The 23,943-nt window shown below is 73.2% G+C and carries 15 protein-coding genes; 8 read left to right on the forward strand and 7 right to left on the reverse strand.

Annotation, left to right across the window (positions count from 1 at the left end):
- Positions 1-784: 784 nt before the first annotated feature.
- Positions 785-1,582, reverse strand: a complete 798-nt coding sequence (locus Ade02nite_RS16110) for an SDR family oxidoreductase (RefSeq protein WP_203763123.1) — start codon at positions 1,580-1,582, stop codon at positions 785-787.
- Between the two features lie 426 nt (positions 1,583-2,008).
- Between Ade02nite_RS16110 and Ade02nite_RS16115 the strand changes: the two genes are divergently transcribed.
- Complete coding sequence (locus Ade02nite_RS16115) at positions 2,009-2,710, forward strand: Type 1 glutamine amidotransferase-like domain-containing protein (RefSeq protein ID WP_203763392.1); 702 nt, start codon at positions 2,009-2,011, stop codon at positions 2,708-2,710.
- Here the strand turns inward: Ade02nite_RS16115 and Ade02nite_RS16120 are convergent.
- From Ade02nite_RS16120 to Ade02nite_RS16135, 4 genes are read right to left on the reverse strand one after another with little or no spacing between them, the layout of a single operon-like run.
- Positions 2,685-4,217, reverse strand: coding sequence for an AMP-binding protein (locus Ade02nite_RS16120; protein ID WP_203763125.1), 1,533 nt, complete (start codon positions 4,215-4,217; stop codon positions 2,685-2,687). The two genes, Ade02nite_RS16115 and Ade02nite_RS16120, sit on opposite strands and share 26 nt — an antisense overlap.
- Positions 4,217-5,428, reverse strand: coding sequence for an acyl-CoA dehydrogenase family protein (locus Ade02nite_RS16125; RefSeq protein ID WP_203763127.1), 1,212 nt, complete (start codon positions 5,426-5,428; stop codon positions 4,217-4,219). The genes Ade02nite_RS16120 and Ade02nite_RS16125 overlap by 1 nt, the downstream gene beginning before the upstream one ends.
- 40 nt (positions 5,429-5,468) lie before the next feature.
- Positions 5,469-6,455, reverse strand: coding sequence for a MaoC/PaaZ C-terminal domain-containing protein (locus tag Ade02nite_RS16130; RefSeq protein WP_203763129.1), 987 nt, complete (start codon positions 6,453-6,455; stop codon positions 5,469-5,471).
- Between the two features lie 4 nt (positions 6,456-6,459).
- Positions 6,460-7,782, reverse strand: a complete 1,323-nt coding sequence (locus Ade02nite_RS16135; protein ID WP_203763132.1) for a 3-oxoacyl-ACP reductase — start codon at positions 7,780-7,782, stop codon at positions 6,460-6,462.
- A gap of 70 nt (positions 7,783-7,852) precedes the next feature.
- Between Ade02nite_RS16135 and Ade02nite_RS16140 the strand changes: the two genes are divergently transcribed.
- On the forward strand, positions 7,853-9,124 hold the full coding sequence (locus Ade02nite_RS16140; RefSeq protein ID WP_239168796.1) for an acetyl-CoA C-acetyltransferase: 1,272 nt from the start codon (positions 7,853-7,855) through the stop codon (positions 9,122-9,124).
- Here Ade02nite_RS16140 and Ade02nite_RS16145 read toward each other — a convergent pair.
- On the reverse strand, positions 9,121-11,370 hold the full coding sequence (locus Ade02nite_RS16145; protein ID WP_203763138.1) for a putative bifunctional diguanylate cyclase/phosphodiesterase: 2,250 nt from the start codon (positions 11,368-11,370) through the stop codon (positions 9,121-9,123). The two genes, Ade02nite_RS16140 and Ade02nite_RS16145, sit on opposite strands and share 4 nt — an antisense overlap.
- A gap of 162 nt (positions 11,371-11,532) precedes the next feature.
- Here Ade02nite_RS16145 and Ade02nite_RS16150 point away from each other — a divergent pair, with 162 nt between their 5' ends.
- The 6 genes from Ade02nite_RS16150 to Ade02nite_RS16175 all read left to right on the forward strand — a co-directional run bounded on the left by Ade02nite_RS16150 (position 11,533) and on the right by Ade02nite_RS16175 (position 21,127).
- On the forward strand, positions 11,533-13,113 hold the full coding sequence (locus tag Ade02nite_RS16150) for an MFS transporter (RefSeq protein WP_203763141.1): 1,581 nt from the start codon (positions 11,533-11,535) through the stop codon (positions 13,111-13,113).
- Positions 13,114-13,135: 22 nt separating this feature from the next.
- Positions 13,136-13,780: a TetR/AcrR family transcriptional regulator gene (locus Ade02nite_RS16155; RefSeq protein ID WP_239168797.1), complete on the forward strand. Its 645-nt coding sequence runs from the start codon at positions 13,136-13,138 to the stop codon at positions 13,778-13,780.
- Between the two features lie 271 nt (positions 13,781-14,051).
- Positions 14,052-16,586: an ATP-binding protein gene (locus tag Ade02nite_RS50285; RefSeq protein WP_275409916.1), complete on the forward strand. Its 2,535-nt coding sequence runs from the start codon at positions 14,052-14,054 to the stop codon at positions 16,584-16,586.
- Positions 16,587-16,617: 31 nt separating this feature from the next.
- A complete protein-coding gene (locus tag Ade02nite_RS16165; RefSeq protein ID WP_203763151.1) occupies positions 16,618-18,036 on the forward strand; it encodes an SMI1/KNR4 family protein in 1,419 nt (472 codons plus the stop codon).
- 546 nt (positions 18,037-18,582) lie between these two features.
- On the forward strand, positions 18,583-19,785 hold the full coding sequence (locus Ade02nite_RS16170) for an epoxide hydrolase family protein (RefSeq protein WP_203763154.1): 1,203 nt from the start codon (positions 18,583-18,585) through the stop codon (positions 19,783-19,785).
- Positions 19,786-19,831: 46 nt separating this feature from the next.
- Positions 19,832-21,127 carry an epoxide hydrolase family protein gene (locus Ade02nite_RS16175; RefSeq protein ID WP_203763395.1) on the forward strand — a complete coding sequence of 432 codons (1,296 nt, stop codon included), beginning with the start codon at positions 19,832-19,834 and terminating at the stop codon, positions 21,125-21,127.
- A 78-nt stretch (positions 21,128-21,205) separates the two neighbouring features.
- Here Ade02nite_RS16175 and Ade02nite_RS16180 read toward each other — a convergent pair whose 3' ends face one another.
- The gene (locus tag Ade02nite_RS16180) at positions 21,206-23,935 is read right to left on the reverse strand and encodes an ATP-binding protein (RefSeq protein ID WP_239168798.1); all 2,730 of its coding nucleotides are present in this window, start codon (positions 23,933-23,935) and stop codon (positions 21,206-21,208) included.
- Positions 23,936-23,943: the final 8 nt, after the last annotated feature.

Here is a 23,943-nt window from a genome sequence, read left to right on the forward strand (position 1 = left end):
ACCACCGGCAGCCGCTGCCACCCCCGGCAATGCCGCCACCCCGGCAATGCCGCTGAATCGACGCCAGGACCGCTCTCCCACGGCGGCCAGCCAATGCGGTCGGCTTCGCAACCGTTCCCCACACCGCGCCGGATTCCGCAACCGCCTTCCCGGCGCGGCAGCCCACCGATCCGCAACTCCGGGGGTGCCGCCACCCATCGGAGCGGCCATTTCCTCTACGCCAGCCTCGCGGCCGCCCCCTACCCCGCGACGGCCGTCCCTTTACTCCGCGACCGTCGTGCCCACACAGCAGCCAGCCGATCCACGCCCACCCCGGCCGCCACTCGCCGGGCGACCATCCGCCTACGCCAGCGTTGCTGCTGCCGTCCGCCTTACGCCGCGCCAGTCACCACCACCATCGCGACGCGGCTGCCAAGCCATCCCCGCTGCTGAGGCGCCACCACCGGGGCAGCCGTTCCACCCGCCCCAACCCATGGTCATCACTCACGGCCGATAGACAGAACGTTCGTTCTCCCCACCCCACGCCGGCACCTGACTGCGCCACCACCCCACCCAAGACAGAACGTTCTTTCTCCCACGCGGCGGCACCCCTGGCCGCCGCACCGCCCCGCTACCCGAGACAGAACCTTCGTTCTCCCCACGCGGCGGCACCCGTGGCCGCCGCACCGCCCCGCCACCCGAGACAGAACGTTCTTTCTCCCCACGCGGCGGCACCCCTGGCCGCCACGCCGCCCCGCCACCCGAGACAGAACGTTCGTTCTTCCTAGCGGCCGATTTGGCGTTCCTAGATCGACAGGTTGTGTTTGCGGTGGGTCAGGCGTTCCGCCAGGCCTACCGGTGCCACGCGGCGCAGGGCGAAGACCAGCGGGGCGTTGCTGCCGACGGCGTAGCGCTGGCGTGGCCGGGTGGCGGCGATGGCCGTGAGGATGGTGCGGGCGACGCGTTCCGGGGGTGTGCCGGCGCGCTCGTTGCGGTCGAGGGCGGCCAGCATCGTCTCGAAGCGGCGGCGGTGCGGCGAGTCCGGGTTCGCGTAGACGGTTCGGCGTTCGCTGAGGCCGGTGGCGATCGAGCCGGGCTCCACGGTTGTCAGCCAGACCCCGTACGGCGACAGCTCATGCCTTGCCGCGTTGCTGAAGCCCTTGATCGCCGCCTTGGACGCCACGTAGGACGACCGGTAGGCGAGCGGGAACGACGCCAGCATCGAGCCGACCATCACGACCCGGCCGTAGCCGCGCTCGCGCATGCCGGGCAACGCCAGCTGCGCCAGCCGTACCGGGCCGAAGACGTTGATCTGGAAGAGCCGCCGCAGCGCGTCGCCGGGCAGCTCCTCGAACGGGCCGGACTGGCTCTCCCCCGCGTTGTTGACCAGCACGTCCACCGACTCGAGCGTGCCCGCCAGCCCTTCGATCGACTCCTCCGACTCGAGCTCCAGCGGCAGATATTCCACTCCCGCGACCGGCGCCTGCACGGCCGCCGGCTTGCGCGACGTGCCGTACACCCGGTATCCCGCCGCGACCAGCGCCTCCGCGGTCGCCCGCCCGATGCCCGACGAGGCTCCCGTGACCAGAGCAGTGCGTTCCATCCACGCACCCTATCGAGCGGTCCGGCGTCGCCTCGTCCCGAAACCCGAGCCCTTGTCGCCGCCCGGCCCGTTCCCCGCGCCACCCGGCCGTTGCTCCGCCGCGCTGCCCGTCCCCACCGCCACCCGGCCGTTGCTCGGCCGCGCTGCCCGTCGCCGCCGCCACCCAGCCGTTGCCCCGCCGCGCTGCCCGTCCCCACCGCCACCCAGCCGTTGCCCCGCCGCGCTGCCCATCGCCGCAGCCACCCGGCCCCTTCCAGCCGCCTGACCCGTTCCGCCGAGCCGTCCCCCACCACCGCCGGGGCCTGTCCGACGCTGCTCGGCCGTTGCCCTGCCACGCGCCCCTCGCTCTCGCGGGGCCGCGCGGGTGTGACGTCATCGTCTACTGTTGCCGATCACATCGACGACAGTGCTCGGGGGAAGGACATGATGAAGCTTCTGCTCACCGACTCCGGCGTGCGGAACGCGAGCATCCACGCCGCGCTGGAGGACCTTCTGGGCAAGCCGATCGCCGACTCTCGCGCCCTCTGCATTCCGACCGCGGGCTACGGCGGCCCGTTCGCCGACCCGGTGCGGCCCTGGGAGTTCGTCAGCGGGCGCTCGCCCAACCCGATGACCGAGCTGGGCTGGAAGTCGGTGGGGATCCTGGAGCTCACCGCGCTGCCCAGCCTGGACAGGGGCCTCTGGGTCTCGTGGGTCCGGGAGGCCGACGTGCTGCTCGCCAACGGCGGCGACACGCTCTTCCTCCACCACTGGATGCGGGAGTCCGGGCTGGCCGGCCTTCTGCCGTCGCTGGACCACATGGTCTACGTTGGCCTCAGCGCCGGCAGCATGGTGATGACCCCGCGCGTCGGCGCCGAGTTCATGGGCTGGACGCCGCCCAGCGGTGACGATCGCGCGCTCGGCGTGGTCGACTTCTCGATCTTCCCGCACCTCGATCATCCGGACTGCCCGGAGAACACCACGGCCGCGGCGGAGCTGTGGGCGGCCGGGATCGGCGGCCCGGCCTACGCGATCGACGAGCAGACCGCCATCAAGGTCGCGGACGGCGCCGTGGAGGTGATCTCCGAGGGCCGCTGGAAGTACTTCGGGCCGGCGGGCTCCGCTACGTCCGGGGCAGGTCGCGGGTGAGGACCTTGCCGGTGGCGTTGCGGGGCAGGGCGTCGAGGAAGACCACGTCGCGCGGTACGCAGAAACGGGCGCGATGGTCGCGTACGTGCTCGCGAATCAGGTCCTCGTCGAGCGCGGCCCCCGGGTGCGCGACCACGTAGGCGGCGAGGCGCTGGCCGTACCGCTCGTCGGGAACGCCGATCACCGCGACCTCGCGCACCTGCGGCAGGTCGGCCAGCAGGTTCTCCACCTCGGACGGGAAGACGTTCTCGCCCCCGGAGACGATCATGTCGTCGGCGCGGCCGTCCACGAAGACACGGCCGGCCTCGTCGACGTGCCCCACGTCCCCGATCGCCAGCAGCCCGTCGCGGGTGTCGCCGGCGCCGGCGTTCGTGTAGCCCTCGAAGAGCATCTCGTTGCCGACGAAGAGCCGCCCCGGCGTACCGGCCGGCACCGGGTTGCCGCGCTCGTCGAGCACCCGGACCACGGTCCCGTGCGGTGGCCGCCCCGCCGTGGAGGGCGCGGCACGCAGGTCGGCCGGCGTCGCGATCGAGGCCCAGGACGCCTCCGTCGACCCGTAGAGGTTGTAGAGGATGTCGCCGTAGCGGTCCATGAAACGCGTCGCGAGCCCTCCGGGCAGCGCCGACCCGCTGACGGCCGTCACGCTCAGGGGCACCTCTCGCGCGGGCTGCTCCATGATCTGCTGCACCATCAGCGGTACGCCGATGAGCGCCGAACACCGCTCCCGCGCCACCGTGTCGAGCGCGTCCGCCGCGTCGAACCTGCGCCGCAGCACGATGGTTGCCCGCAGCGCCAGCGCGATCTGCAGCGCCGCATACCCCCACGTGTGAAACAGCGGCGCCGAGATCAGCACCCGGACCCCGGCCCGCAACGGAATCCGGTCGATGATCGAGCAGAGCGGCGAGAACCCGCCCGGAGTCGGCCGCCGCGCACCCTTCGGCGTCCCCGTGGTCCCCGACGTCAGCACGATCGTCCGGCCGGGCCTCTCCGGCGGCCGCAGCCTGGCGCCGGCGATTCCCGCCACGAGCTTCTCGATGTCTGTCTCGCCGAGAAGCACGCACTCGCCTTGCTCCGCAACGGCGGGCAGGGCCTCGGCGAACTCGTCGTCGTGGATCAGGGCTCGTAGACCCTGGTTCGCGATGACACCGGCCAGCTGGGGACCCGACAGGCCGGTGTTGATGAGGACCGGGTCGGCGCCCAGCTGGGTCACGGCGATCAGGGTTTCGATCATGGAGGCGGAGTTGCGGCGGAGCAGGCCGACGCGGTCGCCCGGCGAGAAGGGCAGCGCTGCGGTCAGGCGGGAGGCGCGGGCCAGCAGGTCCGCGTACGTCACCGTGCCTTTCTCGTCGACGACCGCGACCCTGTGGGGGCTGCGGGCGGCGGCCTGGCGCAGCTCGCCGGCGAGCCCGAAGCCCCAGCGGCCCAGGGCGGCGAACTGGCGGGTGATGCGCACCGGGTTGCCGGGGGTGAGCAGGCCACGGCGGGCCATCGTGGTGAGGACGAACATCAGCGGATCTGCATGCCGGTGATGGCGCGCGAGATGACCAGGCGCTGGATCTCCGACGTGCCCTCGAAGATGGTGTAGATCTTGGCGTCCCGGTACATGCGCTCGACCGGGTGGTCGCGCAGGTAGCCCGCGCCGCCGAGGATCTGGACCGCCTTTTCCGTGACGGCCACCGCGACCTCGCCGGCCTTCAGCTTGGACATCGAGCCCTCGCCGGCGTCGAACGGCTTGTCGTTGCGGCCCATCCACGCCGCGCGCCACACCAGCAGGCGGGCCGCGTCGATCTCGGTCTTCATGTCGGCCAGGGCGAAGGCGATCGCCTGGTTCTCGACGATCGGACGGCCGAACTGGACCCGTTCACGAGCATAGGACAGGGCATATTCGTACGCGGCCCGCGCGATGCCGATCGCCTGCGCGCCGACGGCGGGGCGGGACAGCTCGAACGTCCGCATCGCCGCCTGGCGCGACGCCTTCTGGCCCGAGCGTGCCCGGGCGAGCCGCTCGTCGAGGGCTTCCTTGCCGCCGAGCAGGCACGATCCGGGCACCCGGACGTCGTCGAGGAAGACGTCGGCGGTGTGCGAGGCGCGCAGGCCGAGCTTCTTGAGCTTGCGGGAGGCCGCCAGGCCGGGCGTGCCGGGCGGCACGACGAAGGCCGCCTGCCCGCGCGAGCCCAGCTCCGGGTCGACCGACGCCGTGACCACGTGGACGTTCGCGATGCCACCGTTCGTGGCGTACGCCTTCTGTCCGGTGAGGACCCACTCGTCGGTGGCCTCGTGATAGACCGCCCGGGTGCGCATGGCCCCGACGTCCGAGCCGGCCTCGGGTTCCGTGGTGCAGAAGGAGCCCACCGCCGGGGCGGCCGCGTCGCCGAAGCACTGCGGCACCCATTCGACCAGCTGCTCGGGCGTACCGGATCCGTAGATCGCCGCGACCGCGAGCGATGTGCCGGACAGCGCCATCCCGATGCCGCCGTCGCCCCAGAACAGCTCCTCGTTGACCAGCGGCAGCGACAGCCCGGCCATGTCGGACCAGGTGGTGACCAGGAACTCGAAGCCGTACAGCCCGATCTTCGCGGCCTCCTGGAGCACGGGCCAGGGCATCTCCTCGCGCTCGTCCCATTCGGCGGCGGCGGGCCGGATGACGTTCTCGGCGAAGCCGTGCACCCACTCGCGCAGGTCGTTTTGCTCTTCGTTCAGATCGAGCCAGAACTCCATGCGAGACCTTCCCCAGCAGCGGGTTTACTCGCCGGTAACCTTACGCAGGCGTAACTTGGCCCGCAAGATGGGGACGCGCGCTCTTAACGCCATAAAGGCTGAATTGCCCGGCGGCGTCGGCGGTCAGCGCCACCTCGGCGGGCAGCAGGATGGGCTGCTTGAAAGAGACGTCCACCGTGTACGAGGAAGGCAGCCGGCCCTCGAAGAAGGCGAGGCAGCGCGCCAGACTCCACATCCCGTGCGCGATGGGCCGCGGGAATACGAACAGGCGCGCCCCGATCCGCGACGTGTGGATGGGGTTGCGGTCGCCGCTCACGGCCGCGTAGTCGCCGCCGACGCGCGCCGGCACACGCCACACCGCCGAGGGGCCTGAGGATGAAGGGGTGGAAGGCGCGGAGGGGCTTGAGGATTGAGAGGTAGACGGCACCGAGGAGGAGGGCGAACGGGAAGGCGGGGTCGGGGAAGGCGGGGTCGGGGAAGGCGGGGTCGGGGAAGGCGGGGCCAAGGGGGCCGAAGCACTCGGAACGGGAGAGGAGTCCGAGGACCGAGAAGGGCGACCGGCCGGCTGTGTCTCCTTGGACAGATAGGTCGACGTGCTGGTCCATACCGGATCGCCGTCGACGGTGATCGAGGTCAGCAGGTCGACCTGGCGGCCCCGGGGGTGGGGCCGCAGGCCGGCGGCCTCGACCGCGATGTCCAGCACGTCGTCGGCGCGGAGCGGGCGCAGCACCGTGATGCGGTTGGCGATGTGGACCAGGCCGATGGCGGGGAACGGGAAGTCCGGCGCCGTCAGCAGCCGCATCGCCAGCGGGAAGGCCAGCACGTGCGGATACGTGCCCGGCAGCACGTCGGCGAGCCGGAACCCGCAGACGTGGTCGTACCGCGCCAGGCGGTCGCGGTCCGGCACCACGCCGCGGCGGATCAGCGCGAGGTCGGGCAGCGTGTCCCGCCGCCCGCGCGGGATCAGCCCGAGGGCGGCACGCAGGGTGTTTCCGGCCGGGTCGGCGCGCAGTTCCTCGACGGCCATCGGGTCACGCCCCCAGCAGGCTCTGCCCGCAGACGCGCACCACGTTGCCGGTGATCGTCCCCGAGCCGGGCGAGGCGAACCACGCGATCGTCTCGGCCACGTCGACCGGCAGGCCGCCCTGCGACATGCTGTTCATCCGGCGGCCCGCCTCGCGCAGCATCAGCGGCATCTTCGCCGTCATCGCCGTCTCGATGAAGCCGGGCGCCACCGCGTTGATCGTGATGCCCTTCTCGAGCAGCGCGGGCGCCGTCGACTGGACCAGGCCGATGACGCCGGCCTTGCTCGTCGCGTAGTTGGTCTGGCCGCGGTTGCCCGCGATGCCGGCGATCGACGACACACCGATGACCCGGCCGCCGTCACGGATCAGGCCGCGCTCGACCAGGACCTCGTTGATGCGCTCCGGCGCGGCCAGGTTGACCGCGAGGACGCTCGCCCACCCGGCCTCGTCCATCTTGGCGATCGTGCGGTCGCGGGTGATCCCGGCGTTGTGGACGATGATGTCGAGCGGCCCGCTCAGGTAGGCCGCCAGCCGGTCGCCCGCCTCCGGCGTGGTCAGATCGAGCTGGAGCGCCCTGCCGCGCACGTCGTTGGCCACCCCGGCGAGGGCCTCCCCCGCCGCCGGCACGTCGAGCGCGATCACGTCGGCGCCGTCGCGGGCCAGCACCCGGGCGATCGCCGCGCCGATGCCACGCGCCGCGCCCGTGACCAGCGCCGTCCTGCCCGCCAGCGGCCGTTCCCAGTCGGCCGGCGCCGGTGGGGTGCCCGGGCCGATCCGGACGACCTGCCCCGAGACGTACGCGGACCGGCCGCTCAGCAGGAACCGCAGCGTCGACTCGAGCGCCGTCTCGCCGCCCGGCGACACGTACACCAGCTGGCTCGTGATGCCGCGGCCGAACTCCTTGCCGATGCTGCGCGTCAGCCCTTCGAGGGCACGCTGCGCGGTGGCCTCGCGGGGCGTCGCCGCCTCGGACGGCGGGGTGCCGAGCACCACGACCCGGCCGGAGCGGACCAGCGATCGCGCGTTCGGGTGGAAGAAGTCGTACAGCTCCCGCAGCGCGGACGTGCCGGTGATGCCGGTGGCGTCGAAGACGAGCGCGCCGTGCGACTCCCCCGGCGCGTCGAGCACCTCGGTGCCCGCACCGGAGAGGACCTTGCGAATCTCCTCGCCGAGGCGGCCGCCCTGCGAGACTCCCAGCAGCACCGGACCGGCCGCGATCGGATCGCCGGCGCGGTGTCGGCGCAGCCGCGGCGGATCGGGCAGGCCGAGGCGCTTGACGAGGTTGCGGCCCGGACCGGAGTTCGCGAAACTCGCGTACCTGTCACCCATGGGCCGCAGCCTACTCGGCGCGAACGTTGGTAGCCTACTGATCGGTAGCTATCTGCTCGAGGAGGCAGCCGTGCCACGCAAGGTCGCTGTGCTGGGAGGCAACCGCATCCCGTTCGCCCGCTCGAACGGCAAGTACGCCCGGGCGTCGAACCAGGACATGCTCACCGCCGCCCTCGACGGCCTGATCGCCCGGTACGGCCTGGCCGGCGAGCGGCTCGGCGAGGTCGTCGCCGGCGCGGTGCTCAAACACTCCCGCGACTTCAACCTGACCCGCGAGGTGGTCCTGGGCTCGCGCCTCGACCCCACGACTCCCGCGTACGACGTGCAGCAGGCGTGTGGCACCGGCCTCGAGACGGCCATCCTCGTCGCCAACAAGATCGCGCTGGGCCAGATCGACGCGGGTGTCGCCGGCGGCGTGGACACCACGTCGGACGCCCCGCTGCAGCTCAACGACGACATGCGCCGCGCGCTGCTGGAGCTCAACCGGGCCCGCTCGCTCGGCGACCGGCTGCGCGCCGCGGCGAGGCTCAACCCGCTGCTCGCCTTCAAGCCCGACATCCCGCGCAACGCCGAGCCGCGCACCGGCCTGTCCATGGGCGACCACGCGGCGATCACGGCCGTACGCTGGCACGTCGACCGCCGGGCGCAGGACGAGCTGGCCCTCGCCTCCCACCAGCGGCTGGCCGCGGCGTACGACAGCGGCTTCTTCGACGACCTGATCACGCCCTATCTCGGCCTGACCCGCGACCAGAACCTGCGCGCCGACACCAGCCTGGAGAAGCTGGCGAAGCTCAAGCCGGTCTTCGGCGGCGAGAACGGCACGATGACCGCGGGCAACTCGTCGCCGCTGACCGACGGCGCGTCGACCGTGCTGCTCGGCTCCGAGGAGTGGGCCGCCGAGCACCACCTGAGCGTCCAGGCCTACCTGGTGGACAGCGAGACGGCGGCCGTCGACTACGTGCACGGCGACGAGGGCCTGCTGATGGCGCCGGCCTACGCGGTGCCCCGCCTGCTGGCCCGCAACGGCCTGACCCTCCAGGACTTCGACTTCTACGAGATCCACGAGGCGTTCGCGTCGCAGGTGCTGGCCACCCTGGCGGCCTGGGAGTCACCGGAGTTCGCCAAACAGCGGCTCGGCCTCGACGCGCCGCTCGGCTCGATCGACCGGGCCAAGCTCAACGTCAACGGCTCGTCCCTGGCCGCCGGTCACCCCTTCGCGGCGACCGGCGGCCGGATCGTGGCCACCCTGGCCAAGCTGCTCGCCCAGAAGGGCTCGGGCCGTGGCCTGATCTCCATCTGCGCGGCCGGCGGCCAGGGCGTCGTGGCCATCCTGGAGCGCTAGCCCGCCAGCTGGCGGGGCCGGGCCGCCTCGGGGAACGGGAGCATCAGCTCGAACTCCGAGGCGGGCAGCGGCCGGCCGAAGAGGTAGCCCTGGCAGGACGGGCACTCCGCGGCCTGCAGCGCCTTCCAGTCGTCGGGGTCCTCGACGCCCTCGGCCACCACGGTCATGTTCAGCGACCGGGCCAGCCACAGGACGGCCGAGATGATCGACGACTTGCGCGGGTCGGCGGCCAGGCCGGCGACGAACGAGCGGTCGAGCTTGACCACGTCCGCCGGCACCGACTGGAGCCACGTGAGCGAGCTGTAGCCGGTGCCGAAGTCGTCGAGCGCCACCCGTACCCCCAGGTCCTTGATGGCCTCGAGGCGGTCGCGGACGTCGACGGCCGAACCCAGCAGGGCCGTCTCGGTGATCTCCAGGACCACGCGGGACGGGTCGAGGCCGGGATGCTCGGCGAGCACCGAGGCGACCATCGGCACGAAGTCCGGCTCGGCGAGCTGGCGCGGGCTGACGTTCACCGAGATGTACGGCAGCTGGTTCGTCCAGGCCACCAGGTGCCGCACCGCCAGGCGCAGCACGTGCTCGCCGAGCGGCACGACGAGGCCGGTCTCCTCGGCGGCCGGGATGAAGTGACCCGGGCCGAGCAGGGTGCCCTCGGGCGTGAACATGCGCACCAGCGCCTCCGCGCCGACGATGCGGCCGGTGGCCGTCGAGACGATCGGCTGGAACCAGACCGGCAGCGCGGCCTCGCGGTCGCCGGCGAGCGCCGCCCGGAGCCGGGCCTCGGCCGCGATCCGCTCCTTGACGGCCACGCGCATCTCGTCGCTGAAGACCTGGAGGCGATTGCCGCCCGCGCGCTTCGCGGCGTACATGGCGGTGTCCGCGGCGAGCACCGCGTCCTCGGCCTGCTCGGCCGCGCGCCCGGCGGCCAGGCCGATGCTCACCGAGATCTGCAGGTGCCCGCCGTTGAGCGGCAGCGGCTCGGTGAGGGCGGCGAGGATGTCCCGGCCGGTCTGGCAGCCGGCCTCCAGCGGACCGGGCAGCGCCACCACGAACTCGTCGCCGCCGAGGCGGGCCACCAGGGAGCCGGCGGGCACGGTGGCCGCCAGGCGGGCGGCGAGGGCGCGCAGCAGCTCGTCGCCGGCCGCGTGGCCGAGGCCGTCGTTGATCGACTTGAAGCGGTCGACGTCGAGGTAGAGCACGCAGGCGGGCGCGCTCTGCTCGGCGAGCAGCTCGGCCAGGTCGCCCTCGAAGCCGGGGCGGGAGAGCAGGCCGGTGAGCGCGTCGTGGCGCACCTGGTGGCGCAGCTCCTCCTCGTGCAGGCGGCTGCCGGTGACGTCCAGGCAGTGCACGAAGATCATTTCGAGGTTGCCGTCGGCGTCGCGCAGGTCGGTGCCGTGCACCTCGACCCAGAGGATCGAGCCGTCGTCGTGCCGCCGGTACTGCCGGGTCAGCACGGTGGCGTGCGGCGCGTCGACCAGCTCGGCGAGCACGCCGCGGGGGTGGGTGCCGACCGGCGAGATCGGCAGGTCCTTCACCCGGAAGCCGGCGGGCAGCTCGTCCGGCAGGCGCAGCCAGGACCGGTACGCGGAGTTCGTGCGCAGCAGCAGGCCGTCCGGCGAGATCATCGCCATCGGGACCGGCGTCTCGTCGAAGGCGATGCCGAGCTGGGCCTGGCTCTTGTCCAGACTGGCCTGGGCGCGGGCCTCCTCGGTCTCGGTGAGACGCCAGGCCACCACCTGGAACAGCGCGGCGAACAGCACCGCGACGCCGTGCAGCAGGGCCCAGTAGAGCGGGTGCTGCTGGGCGGAGTGGTGCCCGTAGGTGTCGGTCGCGTCGAAGAGGCCGAAGAGCGCGTGGTGGACGACGGTGGCCAGCAGGACCATGCCGAACGGCGCCCAGTCGCGGTAGAGGGCCAGCGCCGCGACGGCGATGAAGAAGGTGAAGTGCGCCTCGGTCTGCCCGTGGCACATCATCACGAAGTCCGCGCTCGCGGCGGTGAAGCCCAGCGACACGAATGACGACGGCAGCCGCCGCCCGCTCAGGAGACGCCCGGCGACCACGCACGCCAGGGTGACCATCAGCAGGACGAGGATGAGCGGGTCGCCCACCTCGTCGCGCCACGCGCCGAAGACGGTCAGGCCGCCGGCGCAGACGGCGAGGATCACCGTCAGCAGCCGGTGCCGGCGGGTCCAGTCCTCGTCACGCAGGCCACCGCCCGTGGGCAGCACTCTCCTGAGGTTGAGCATGCCTCGACGATCGGGCCCGCGCGGTGCGACCGGCGGGCCGGGCCGGGTGCGTCATGGTTGCTTGCGTGACCACGCCCACATTCCGATACGGATACGTCTCGTTTCACTTAGGCTGAGCGACGAATACGGAACAGTCTCGTATCGAAACGTGGGGGAATCCCGATGGACACAACCGCGCAGGCCCCCGCCGGGCACCCCCGGCGCTGGGTCATCCTCGGTGTCCTCGTCATCAGCCTGCTGGTGGTGGTGCTGGACAACACCGTTCTCAACGTCGCCCTGCGCACGATCGCCGACCCGGTGCACGGTCTCGGCGCCACGCAGAGCGAGCTGGAATGGTCGATCAACTCGTACACGCTGGTCTTCGCCGGCCTGCTGTTCACCGCCGGCATCCTCGCCGACCGCCTGGGCCGCCGGATCACGCTGGTCACCGGCCTCGCGCTGTTCGCGATCGCCTCGCTGGTCTCCAGCTACGCCGACTCGGCCAACCAGCTCATCGCCGCCCGCGCCCTGATGGGCCTCGGCGCCGCGGCCGTCATGCCGGCCACCCTGTCGATCATCGCGAACGTCTTCGAGCCCCGCGAGCGCGGCCGGGCCATCGGCGTCTGGGCCGGCGCCGTCGGCCTGGGCGTGGCGATCGGCCCGATCGTCGGCGGCCTGCTGCTCGAGCACTTCTGGTGGGGCTCGGTCTTCCTGATCAACGTGCCGATCGCGGCGGCCGGCGCGATCCTCGTGCTGGTGCTCGTGCCCGAGTCGCGCGACCCCCGGCCCGGCCGCATCGACATCGCCGGCGTCATCCTCTCGATCATCGGCCTCACCCTGCTGACGTACGGCGTCATCGAGGGCGGCGACGCGGGCTTCGGCGACCCGAAGTCGTGGGGCAGCCTGATCGCCGCGGCCGTCGTGCTGACCGGCTTCATCCTGTGGGAGCTGCGCGTCGAGTTCCCGTCGCTGGACGTCCGGCTCTTCGCCAACCGGCAGTTCTCCGCGTCGACCGGCGTGATCGGCCTGATCTTCTTCGCCGCGATGGGCTCGATGTTCTTCGGGGCGTTCTACCTCCAGCTGGTACGGGGTTACGGCCCGCTCGCCTCCGGTGCGCTCTTCGTCCCGTTCGCCGTGGCCCAGATGGTCTTCGCCCCGCGCAGCGCCGCGATGGTCAAGCGGTTCGGCCCCAAGGCGGTCAGCACGGTCGGCCTGCTGCTCGTCGCGGCGGGCCTGGCGGCCTGGCTCTTCGTCGGCGAGACCACGCCGATCTGGATCGTCGGCGCGGCGTTCTTCGTGATGGGCGTCGGCATGGCGAACGTGATGCCGCCGGCCACGGAGTCGATCATGGCGACGCTGCCCCGGGAGAAGGCCGGCGTCGGCTCGGCGGTCAGCAACACGATCCGCCAGCTCGGCGGCGCCCTCGGCGTCGCGGCGCTCGGCGCCGTGCTCTCCTCGGTCTACCGCGACCAGCTCGGCTCGGCCACCGACGGCCTGCCCGCCCCGGTCGCCGAGGCGGCCCGCGAGTCGATCTCCGGCGCGTACGGCGTCGCGGCTCAGGCGGGACCGGCGCTGCTGACCCACGCGAACGAGGCGTTCGTCACGGCGATGCACTGGGCCTCGGCGGGCTCGATGGTGTTCGCCCTGCTCGGCGCCCTGGTGGCGCTGATCTGGATCCCCGGCAAGCGCCCGGCGGACGCGCCCGCCCCGACCGGCTCCGAGGGGCTGGCCGAGGAGCAGGGCGTCGAACTGGTCGAAGCGTGACACGTCGGCAACAATGAACGCCATGACCACGGCCAGCGCCGCCTCGGCCAGTTACCCGGCGGCCAGTGAGACCATCGATGCCGCCCAGGAGCGCAAGGCTCCTGGGCGGCCCCGCAACGCCCAGGCGGACGAGGCGATCCTCGACGCCGTGCTCGGCCTGCTGAGCGAGGGCCTGAGCGCCGCCGCCGTCTCGATCGAGGCGGTCGCCGCCCGGGCCGGCGTGGGCAAGGCGACGATCTACCGTCGCTGGCCCAACAAGGACGCGCTGCTCATGGACGCGATCCGCGGCATGAAGGGCCCGCTGCCCGAGCCGGTCGGCGAGTCGGTGCGCGACGACCTGATCGCGCTGGTCAAGGCCAACCGCAGCGGCCGCGCCAAGCGGTACAGCCAGGTGACGGCCTGCCTGATCCCCGAGCTCTTGCGCGACGACAACCTGTTCGAGATGTGGCAGACGGTCATGGAGCCACGGCGCGACGTGACCCGCGGGGTGCTGCGCCGCGGCGTCGAGAACGGCGAGCTGCGCGCCGACCTCGACATCGAGATGGCCGTGCTGATGATGACGGCCCCGTCGATGGTGCACGGCATGCTCCGCTGGGCACCCAAGGTGCCCGAGGAGGGCTTCGCCGAGTCCCTGGTCGACGCTTTCCTCCGCGGAGCAGCCGCGTGATCCCACCTGCGAGTTGCTGTCCTGCCGACCTCCCGGCTCGGGCGGCGCCCCGGACCGGGAGGGGCGCGGCCGGTCCGCGCCGCTCCCGTTATGGCGCGGGAACGACCCCCCGTTAACGATCCGGCCGCGCCCCATCACTCTGCGGCACGATTCGCCCGCCCGGGCGGAATCCGAACGAATCCGAATGTCCGCCGCGCGACAACCGGGGCGGCGTCAAGCGACTACCGTCGATGGTCCGGCTACTCTCCGCCCCCACCCCCGGAGTCGCGCCTTGCCCGCTGCCGACCGGTTCGCCTCGTTGCCCGACCCTGGGCAGGCCACGACGCTCGACGAGCTGGCGGCGTGCCTGCGGCTGCTGAAGGCCTGGGCCGGCAACCCGTCGTACGAGACGATCACCGGGCGGGTCAACGCGGCCCGGCCGGCCACCCACGCGGTCGGCAAGACGACGGTGGTCGACTGTTTCCGGTCCGGGCGGCGCCGGCTCGACGGTGACCTCGTGGTCGCGGTGGTCGAGGCGCTGCACACCGATCTCGGCTACGTGACCCAGTGGCGCCAGGCGCTCCGGGTGGTCAGCGGCGAGTCCCGGGCGGCCGCCCAGGTCCGCGTGCAGGACACCCTCCCCGACGACCTGTCCAGCTTCACGGGACGCGAGGCCGAGGCCGGCCGCCTCGTCGCGGCGATGCGGGACGGGTCGGCGGTCGTGCTCTCCGGCATGGCCGGTGTCGGCAAGACGCGCCTCGCCGTGCACGTCGCGCACCGGCTGGGCGCCTTCGACCGGGTGCTCTTCGTCAACCTGCGCGGGTTCCACCCCGACGAGACCCAGCCGCCCGCCGATCCCTCGGCGGTGCTCGACGGGTTCCTGCGCCTGCTCGGGGTGCCCGGCCAGCAGCTGCCGCACGACCTCGGGGCGCGCTGCGCCGCGTACCGCAAGAGGCTTGCCGGGTCTCGCACCCTGGTGGTGCTGGACGACGCGGTCTCCGAGGAGCAGGTGCGGCCGTTGCTGCCCGCGACCGCCGGCTCGGTCGCGCTGATCACGAGCCGGCGGCGCCTCGCGGGACTGACGACGGTCGACGTGGACGTGTTCACCGCGGAAGAGGCGCTGACCTTTCTGGGCCGCACGGTGCCCGGCGTGCCGGCCGGCACCGACCCGCGCGCGGCGGAACGCATCGCGGCGCGCTGCGGTCACCTGCCGCTCGCGCTGGCGCTGGTCGCCGGGCACATGCGCGCCAAGCCCGGCTGGACGCTGACCGACCACGCCGACTGGCTCGACGAGCGACACCGGGCCGGCCGGCTCGACTCCGGGGTGCAGTTCGCGCTCGACGTCTCGTACCGCAACCTGCCACCCGCCGGGCGCGACCTGCTGCGCCTGGTCGCACAACATCCGGGTCCGGACTTCGACGTGTACGCGGCGGCGGCCCTCGCCGGCTGCCCCCTGCCGGAGGCGGCGGTGCGCCTCGACGAGCTCACCCGGCACCACCTGGTCCAGCCGTCCGGCGAGGGCCGCCACACCCTGCACGACCTGGTCCGGGCGTACGCGTCGGGCCGCGCCGCCGACGAGGACCGCCGAGCCGACCGGCGTGCCGCGCTGACCCGCCTGTTCGACCTCTACCTGGCGGCGGCCGCCGCCGCGATGAACCGCCTCGACCCGGCCGAGGCCCACCGCCGCCCCGCCGTGGACCCGCCCGCCACTCCCCTGCCCGACGTCACCGACCCGCTCCGCTGGCTCACCGCCGAGCGCGCCAACCTGCTCGCCGTCGTCGCGCACACCGCCACCGAAGGCTGGCCGTCCCACACGACCCGGCTCGCCGCGGTGCTCTTCCGCCATCTCATGGGCGGCTTCCACACCGAGGCGCTCGTCGTGCACGGCCACGCCCGCGACGCCGCCCGCGCCGCCGGCGACGCCCACGCCCATGCCCGGGCGCTGGCCCACCTGGCCGTCGCCGAGGTGCAGCTGGGCCGCCACGAGGACGCCGCCGCCCACCTCGAACAGTCGCTCCAGCTGTTCCGCCACGCGGGCGACGGCGTCGACCAGGCACGCACCCTCAACAACCTGGGCGTCGCCGAGACCCGCCTGGGCCGCTACGAGCGGGCCGCCGGCCGCCATCGCGAGGCCCTGTCCCTCTACGAGCAGGCCGGCGACCGCACCGGCCAGGCCCGCGCCCTCGTCAACCTCGCCAACCTGGAGTCGCGCACCGGCGACGACGCCGGCGCGGCCCGGCGATACTCGGCGGCGCTGGCCCTCTACCGGGCCACCGGCGACGAGCTCGGCGCCTGCGGCGCACTGTCCAACCTGGGCGAGGTGGAGACCCGCCTGGGCCGGCACGCCGAGGCCGTCGCCCACTGCACCGAGGCCCTGACCACCGCCCGCCGCCTCGGCAACCGCACCGCCGCCGCCTGGGCCCTCGACAGCCTCGGCACCGCCCACCGCGACGGCGGCAACCTCGCCGAGGCCGCCGGCTGCCACCGCGCCGCGCTGGACATCTTCGAGGCCACCGCCGACGTCGACGGCCAGGCCTGGGCCCGTAACGGCCTGGGCGAGGCCGCCCAGCTGGCCGGCGACCCGTCGGGAGCCATCGGTCACCACACGGCCGCCCACGCCGCCGCCGTCGAGGCGGCCGACCGCCAGCAGCAGGCGCGGGCCCTCACCGGCCTCGGCGACTGCCATTGGGCGCTCGGCGACCGGGACACCGCCCGCCGCCACTTCTACGAGGCCCGCGCCCTCTGGATCGTGCTGCGCTCCCCCGAGGCCGACCGCATCACCGAGCTGCTCGGCGCCGCGGCCAACCTCTCGGCCGGGCACGGCTGAGTCCCTTGTGGCCGGTCACTAAGGTGTCGGCGTGGATCGACACTGGCCCGGTCTCGGCATCTGGATGGTCACTCCCACGTCGGCCGAGGTCGACTGGCGCACCGCGGTGGCGGCGCTCGCCGCGGCGGCCGAGGTGCCGGTGGCGCTGGTCAGCGTCGGATCCCCGGTCGGCGCCGACGACCCGGTGCGCGGCCGGGTGGCCGGCCTGCTCGACCTGCCGGGCGCCGAGCGGCTGAGCCTCGACCGGGCGCGCGACCTCGTCACCGCCGTGCGCCAGGCGCACGGGCTCGTGCTGGTGGTCGCGCCGGCGGGCCTGCTCGTCCCGCTCGGCGCGGACGGCTGGACCCTCGCCGACCTGGCCGAGGCGCTGCGGGCGCCGGCGGTCGTGGTGACCGGCGCGGGCACGGACGCGGTCAACCACACCACGCTCATGCTCGGCGCGCTGGCCGGCCACGGCATCGCCGCCGCCGTCGTGACCATCGGCGAGGTCGACGAGTCGGCGCTGCCCGTCACCCCGGCGGGCCGCATCCCGGCCGACCGCCCGCCCGCCGAGCACGAGACACCCGCGGACGCCCTCGCCGGCGCGGCCGGGTGGTTCGACCCGATTCTGCTGGCGTCCCCGCCGCCCGCGCCGGCCGTGCTGGACAAGCGCCCGGCGGTCAGCGGCAAGCGGATCGTGCTCGCCCTGGTGGCCGTCTTCGCCGTGATGGTCCTGCTGGTCTGCGCCGTCGCCTGGACCGGCCGCACCGAGGCGTCGCTGGAGCCCACATCGCGGGCCGCCGTCTCCGTCGCGCCGCCGGCGACCACGCCACCCGTGCCGAGGCCGCCCGTCGGCATGGTCTGTCCCGAATACGCGGGCCCGGTCGACGTGGGACGCCCCGACGCGGCCACCACCGCCCGCGTCACCAAGGCGTGGCAGCGCATCGAGAAATGGCTCGCCGCCCACGCCCCCGCCGGCGCCCGCGTGCTCGGGCGCCCCGCGCCCGCGTCCCGCATCGACGACGTCCAGCGCCGGATGTCGGTGCCCTTCCCGCCCGACCTGGTCGCCTCGCTCCGCCGCCACGACGGCCTGTCCGCCGGCCGCGGCTTCGACCTGCCACCCTTCTTCGCGCCCTCGGCGCTGGACGGCATCCTGGCGGACTGGCGGCTGAAGTGCGAGATCCTGGCCCGCACCGGCGACGCGTGGGACGAGCCGTGGTGGGACCGCGACTTCGTCCCGTTCGCCGAGGCCGGCGACGGCGGCAGCCTCCTGGTCGACCAGCGCCCCGGCGGCCACGGCCGGGTCGGCGAGACCTTTCCGGAGGACGGCACCAGCTTCGAACGCTGGCCCGCCTCCGTCGCCGAGCTCCTGGAGAAGACCGCCACGTCGCTCGAGACCGGCCGCCCCTACGAGGGCCGCTACCGCCCCCGCGTCGACCAGGACGGCATGCTCGTCTGGGAAATCGTTTAACACCGCACCCGGCCGGCGGCACAGTCTCCGCCGTGAGCAGCCGGCTGCGCGGGATGGCCCGCGAGACAGTGACCATCGTCGAGCGCGGTTCCTACGACGGTGTCGACCTCGCGGCCCGATCGAGCGCGCACGCTCGGGCACGCGCCCGCACCTGCCCGGCGAACCGCTTCCCCCTCCCGGCGCGGCGGGGACCGCCAACCACGTCGAGGTCACCGGCGAGTCGGCCCTCGAGGCCACACACCGCCTCGGCAGAGCCGGCGGCGACGTCGCCTGCACGGCATCTCGTTAGGCGTGCTGGTGCGCGGTCCGCGGGCTGCTGCGCTTCGACATCCGCGATTGGCGCGGCGAGTTCGCGGCCGAGCCGGCTCAGGTACACGCCCCAGTGAAACCAGGGTGTCGGCCACGAACCTCGAAAATACCGGCCAGGGTTCTTCCCGGGCGCGAGCCACCCCGGCTCCTTGCCAGGCTTGGGAGCGTCCGACGACGTCGGAATCAGCCTGATCCCGGCTTCTTCGCGTCGGCTTCCTCGGAAAGGCAGTACATGACATGACTGTGCCCGAGCAAGGAACAAACCCGGCAATCCGCCCGTTCACCGTTCGCTTCCGCGAGGAGGTGATCGACGACCTGCGGCACCGGCTGGCGGCGACGCGCTGGCCGAGCCCGGAGCTGGTCGGCGACCGCTCGCAGGGCGTCCAGCTGGCAACCATGCGCGCGCTGGGCAGGTACTGGCAGAAGGAGTACGACCTGCGGCGCGTGCAGTCGCGGCTGAACGCCCTGCCGCAGTTCACCACCGAGATCGACGGCGTCGGCATCCACTTCGTCCACGTGCGGTCCCGGCACCCGGGCGCGCTGCCGCTGATCATGACGCACGGGTGGCCGGGGTCGATCATCGAGATGCTCGACTCCGTCGGCCCGCTCACCGACCCGACCCGGCACGGCGGGACCGCCGCCGACGCGTTCCATCTGGTGCTGCCGTCCCTTCCCGGGTACGGGTTCTCGGGGCAGCCGGCCGAGATCGGCTGGGATCTCGTGCGCACCGCGAACGCGTGGGCCGAGCTGATGCGCCGGATCGGCTACGACCGCTACGTGGCCCAGGGCGGTGACGTCGGCGCCGGCGTCACCGACGCGATGGGAAGGCTGGGCCCGGACGGGCTGATCGGCATCCACACCAACCTGCTGGTGCCGGCCCTCAACGACCCCACAGCGCTGCCGAACAACACTGCCGAGGAGAAGGCCGCGCTCGCCGCGATCCAGGTCTTCCAGACCACCGGCAACGGCTACTTCGTGGAGATGGCCACCCGCCCCGAGACCATCGGCTACGCGCTGGTGGACTCGCCGGCCGCGCTGGCCGCGTGGATGATCGACCATGACACCGACGCGTACTACAAGATCGCCAGCGCGTTCGTCGACGGCCGGCCGTACGGCGGCCTCACCCGCGACCACATCCTCGACGACATCACCACCTACTGGCTGACCGGGACCGGGGCGTCGACGGCCCGCTCCTATTGGGAGGCATACGGGCCGGACGCGCCCGCGGCGGACCGGCCACCGCTGCCCGATCCCCGGGTTCCGGTGGGCTTCAGCACCTTTCCGGGCGAGATCTGGCGCACGCCGCGCAGCTGGGCCGAGGCGGCCTACCCGACGCTGAACTACTACGGGGTCGCGGAACGGGGCGGTCACTTCGCCGCCTGGGAGGAGCCGGAGCTCTTCGCGCAACAACTGCGGGCCGCGTTCCGGCCGCTGCGATGACCGCCGGCGCCGACATCCAGATCGACGAACCGAAGGTGGAGAGATGATGACTTCGTCGGGATTCCAACCCACTCGACGGCAAGTACTGCGGGGCGGATTCGCCGCCGGCCTCGCGGTCGCCGCGTCCGCCGCACTCGGCCGGGCGCCGGCCAACGCGGTGCCGGCCGGCGGTCCGGCCGGGATCCGCCCGTTCCGGGCCGCGATTCCGCCCGCCCGGATCGCCGAGATGCGCCGCCGCGTCGCCGCCACCCGCTGGCCGACCCGCGAGCTCGTCGCCGGCCGATCGCAGGGCGTGCAACTGGCGACCGCTCAGGCCCTCGCCCGCTTCTGGGCGACCACCTACGACTGGCGCCGGTTCGAGGCCAGACTCAACGCGCTGCCGCAGTTCGTGACCGACATCGACGGCGCCGACATCCACTTCGTGCACGTACGCTCGCCGCACCGCAACGCGTTGCCGCTCATCATGACCCACGGCTGGCCCGGATCGATCGTCGAACTGCTCGAGACCGTCGGCCCGCTCACCAACCCGACCGCCCACGGCGGCACTGCGGCGGACGCCTTCCACCTTGTCCTGCCGTCGCTACCCGGCTACGGCTTCTCCGGCAAACCGCGCGAGCTCGGCTGGGACGCCAACCGCGTGGCGCGGGCCTGGGCGGAGCTCATGCGCCGCCTCGGCTACACCCGGTACGTCGCCCAGGGTGGCGACGTCGGCGCCGCCGTCACCGACGGCATGGGCCGGCTGGCGCCGGCCGGACTGCTGGGCATCCACCTGAACCTGCTCGTGCCGGCCCTGAGCAGCACCGCCGACCTGCCCAAGAACACCGCCGAGGAGAAGGCCGCGGCGGCCGCCCTGCAGGTCTTCGCCGCGAGCGGCCGGGGCTACATCGTCGAGCAGTCGACGCGGCCGCAGACCATCGGCTACGCGCTGCTGGACTCGCCCGTCGCGCTGGCGTCCTGGATGCTCGACCACGACACCGACAGCTACCTCAAGATCTCCCGCGCCTTCCGCGGCGGCCCGGCGTCGGGCAACCTGACTCGCGAGCACATCCTCGACAACATCTCGCTCTACTGGCTGACCGGGACCGGCGAGTCCGCCGCCCGCATGTACTGGGAGCGAGCGCAGACCGCCACCACCGGCTCGACCCCGCCGCCGGTCGGCGTCCCGGTCGCCTTCAGCGCGTTCCCGGACGAGATCTTCCAGGCCCCGCGCAGCTGGGCCGGGATCGACTACCCGACCCTCAGCTACTACAACCAGCCCGCGCGGGGCGGGCACTTCGCCGCCTGGGAGCAACCCGCGCTGTTCACGCGGGAGGTCCGCGCGGCCTTCCAGGAGCTCCGTTGAGGCCGGGGCCGCCCGGTCATCGCCGCCATGAGATGAACCGAGCGCGGCGGGCCCACGACATCGACGGCGGCCCGAAGCTCACCCGCTGAGTTTCACGTCGCGCAGTTCGCGCCGGGACGAGATGGAGAGCTTGTCGAAGATCTTGCGCAGATGCCACTCCACGGTCCGCGGGCTGAGAAACAGTCGTGCCCCGACCTCCGGGTTGGACAGGCCGGCGCCGACCAGCCGCGCGATCTGCAACTCCTGGGCCGTGAGCTCGCCGCTGTTGGCGGCTTCGGTCGTACGTTTGCGGACGGTCTCGCCGGTGGCCATCAGCTCCCGGCGAGTCCGCGCCGCGAACGCCTCCATGCCGATCGACACGAACATGTCGTAGGCGATGCGCAACTGACCCCGGGCATCCAGCCGACGCTGATGCCGGCGCAGCCACTCCCCGTAGAGCAGATGCGCGCGGGCCAGGTCGGGCCGCATCCGGGTACGGCCAAGCCGCTCGATCGCCTCCCGGTAGAGGGCATCGGCGTCCGCGTCGTCGGCGAGCAGGGCACGGGCCCGCGCCTGCAGCCCGGCCGGGAAGTCGGAGTCGAACGGCGCTGTCGCCTCGAGCAGCTGGTCCAGGGCGTCGTGGGCGGCGGCGGCGTCGCCGGCGCGGCTGGCTGCCTCGATCGTCTCCGGCAGAACCCAGGCCGAGAGCCACGGGTTCCAGTTCTCCTCGGCCTCCCGCGCGTAGCGCAGCGCCTCAGCATGCCGGGCCAAGCCGTTGTAGAGGATCGCGGCGGCCAGGCGGGCGCCGACCAGCGCGGTGCCGAACTCGGTCGCGGTGGCCTGCTGGAGAGTGTCGGTGACCAGTTCGACGGTTTGCGGCTCCTGGCCACGCAGCGCGTACAGCTGCAGAGCGACGTAGGGCGGGAGAGGCCGGCTTCCGATCACCGTGGTGATCAGATCGCCCTCCTCGACGGCGGCCGCCGCCTCGGCGAAGTCGCCGAAGCGGAGCAGGGCAACGCCCAGGTTGATCAGGTTCTCCGGGATGTGGTGCAGGGCGCCCGCCTCCCGCAGCAGCTCGACCTGCCGGTTGGCCAGCGCGCGCAGCGCCTCGAAGTTCCAGCTGCAGTAGGGGCCGATCGGCGCCAGCCGGCCCCACCGCAGCAGCTCGGTGTCCGGCATCGCCAGCATGGTCTCGGTCACCTTCGTGAGGATCGGGGCGGCTGCGGCGCGCCCCTCGGTCACCACCAGGGCCGAGCCGTCGAGGATCAGGTCGACCAACCCGTCACCGCCGGGCGGCAGAATGTCGAGGATCGAACGGGACAGCGCCACCAACTCGTCGCGGTTGACGACCCCGCCGGCCAGAAGCCATGCGTGCACCGCGGTCTCCCGGGCGCCCTGCGGGTCGAGGGCCGCGAACTGCTCGGCGGCCCTGAGCAGGATTGCGCTCGCGGTGCGGGACCCGTGCCCGAGCGCGTAGGCGAGATGCCCCTCCACCAGGGTGGCGCGGCCGCGCTGGAGGCCGGCGAGCTGCCGGGAGTCCAGCGAGCGCAGCAGCCGGGAGACGGCTTCGAAGTCGCCGGCGTGCAGGGTGGTCTCGGCGGCGGCGATGACCCGTTCGGCCCGGCGCGCCGGGTCGGCGCTCAGCGCGACGGCGCGCTGCAGGAACGCGGCCGCGGCGGCGACACCGCCGCGCGACTGCGCGTGCTCGGCGGAGCGTTCGAGCTCGCCGGCGACATCCTCGTCGGGGCCGGCCGCGGCCGCCGCGCGATGCCAGGCCCGCCGTTCCGGCGCGGTGTGCGAGTCGGTGACCTCGGCAAGGGCCCGATGCGCCGCACGGCGTTCGTCGGACGAGGCGGCCCGGTACACGGCCGAGCGCACCAGCGGATGCCGGAACCTCACCTCCGCGCCGATGCTCAGCAGGTCCTCGGTGCCGGGCTGGCCGAGCGTGAGCCCGAGCAGCCCGGCGGCGCGCCGGACCAGATCGGGGTCGCCGGTCGGCTCGGCGGCGGCGACGAGCAGCAGACGCCGGGCCGGTGCGGGCAGCTCCCGGACGCGGCTGAGGAAGCTGTCCTCGATCCGGCCGGACAATGGCCCGGTGCTCAGCAGCCCGAGCCCACCGGCCATCCGGGTGCTGCTCAGCCCGCGGGTCAGCTCGATGAGCGCCAGCGGGTTGCCGCGTGTCTCGGCCACGATCCGGTCGCTGATGTGCCGGTCGAGGCGGGCGTGGGTGACCGCGGCGAGCAGGGTGCGCGCGTCGTCGGACCCCAGCCCGCCGATCTCGAGTTCCGGCAGGCCGCGCAGGTGCGGCCCACCCGGCGGCCGGGTGCCCAAGATCAGGCCGGTCGACTCGGCGAGCAGCCGTCGCGCGACGAAACCCAGCACTTGCGCGGACCCCTGATCCAGCCACTGGCTGTCGTCGACCACGCACAGCAGCGGGGTGCGCTCGGAGGCGCCGGAGAACAGGTCGAGCACGGCGAGGCCGATGAGGAACGGGTCCGGCGGGGCGCCGGCCCGCATCCGGAAGGCCGTCTCGAGGGCGTGCCGACGCGGTTCGGCCAGTCCGCCGAGCCGGTCCAGCAACGGCAGGCACAGTTGGTGCAGCGCGGCGAACGTGAGCTCCATCTCGGACTCCACGCCGACCGCGCGCAGCACGCGGAACCCGGTCGCCGACGTTGCGGCTTGCTCGAGCAACGCGGACTTCCCGATCCCGGCCTCGCCCTGGAGCACGAGCACCCGGCTCTCGCCGGATCGGACCGCATCGATCAGCTCGCCGAGGCGGCCCGCCTCCACCTGCCGGCCGATGAGTGCCTGATCACGCCATGGATTCACGCCTCGTC

It is taken from the genome of Paractinoplanes deccanensis (assembly GCF_016862115.1).
GTDB lineage: Bacteria > Actinomycetota > Actinomycetes > Mycobacteriales > Micromonosporaceae > Actinoplanes > Actinoplanes deccanensis.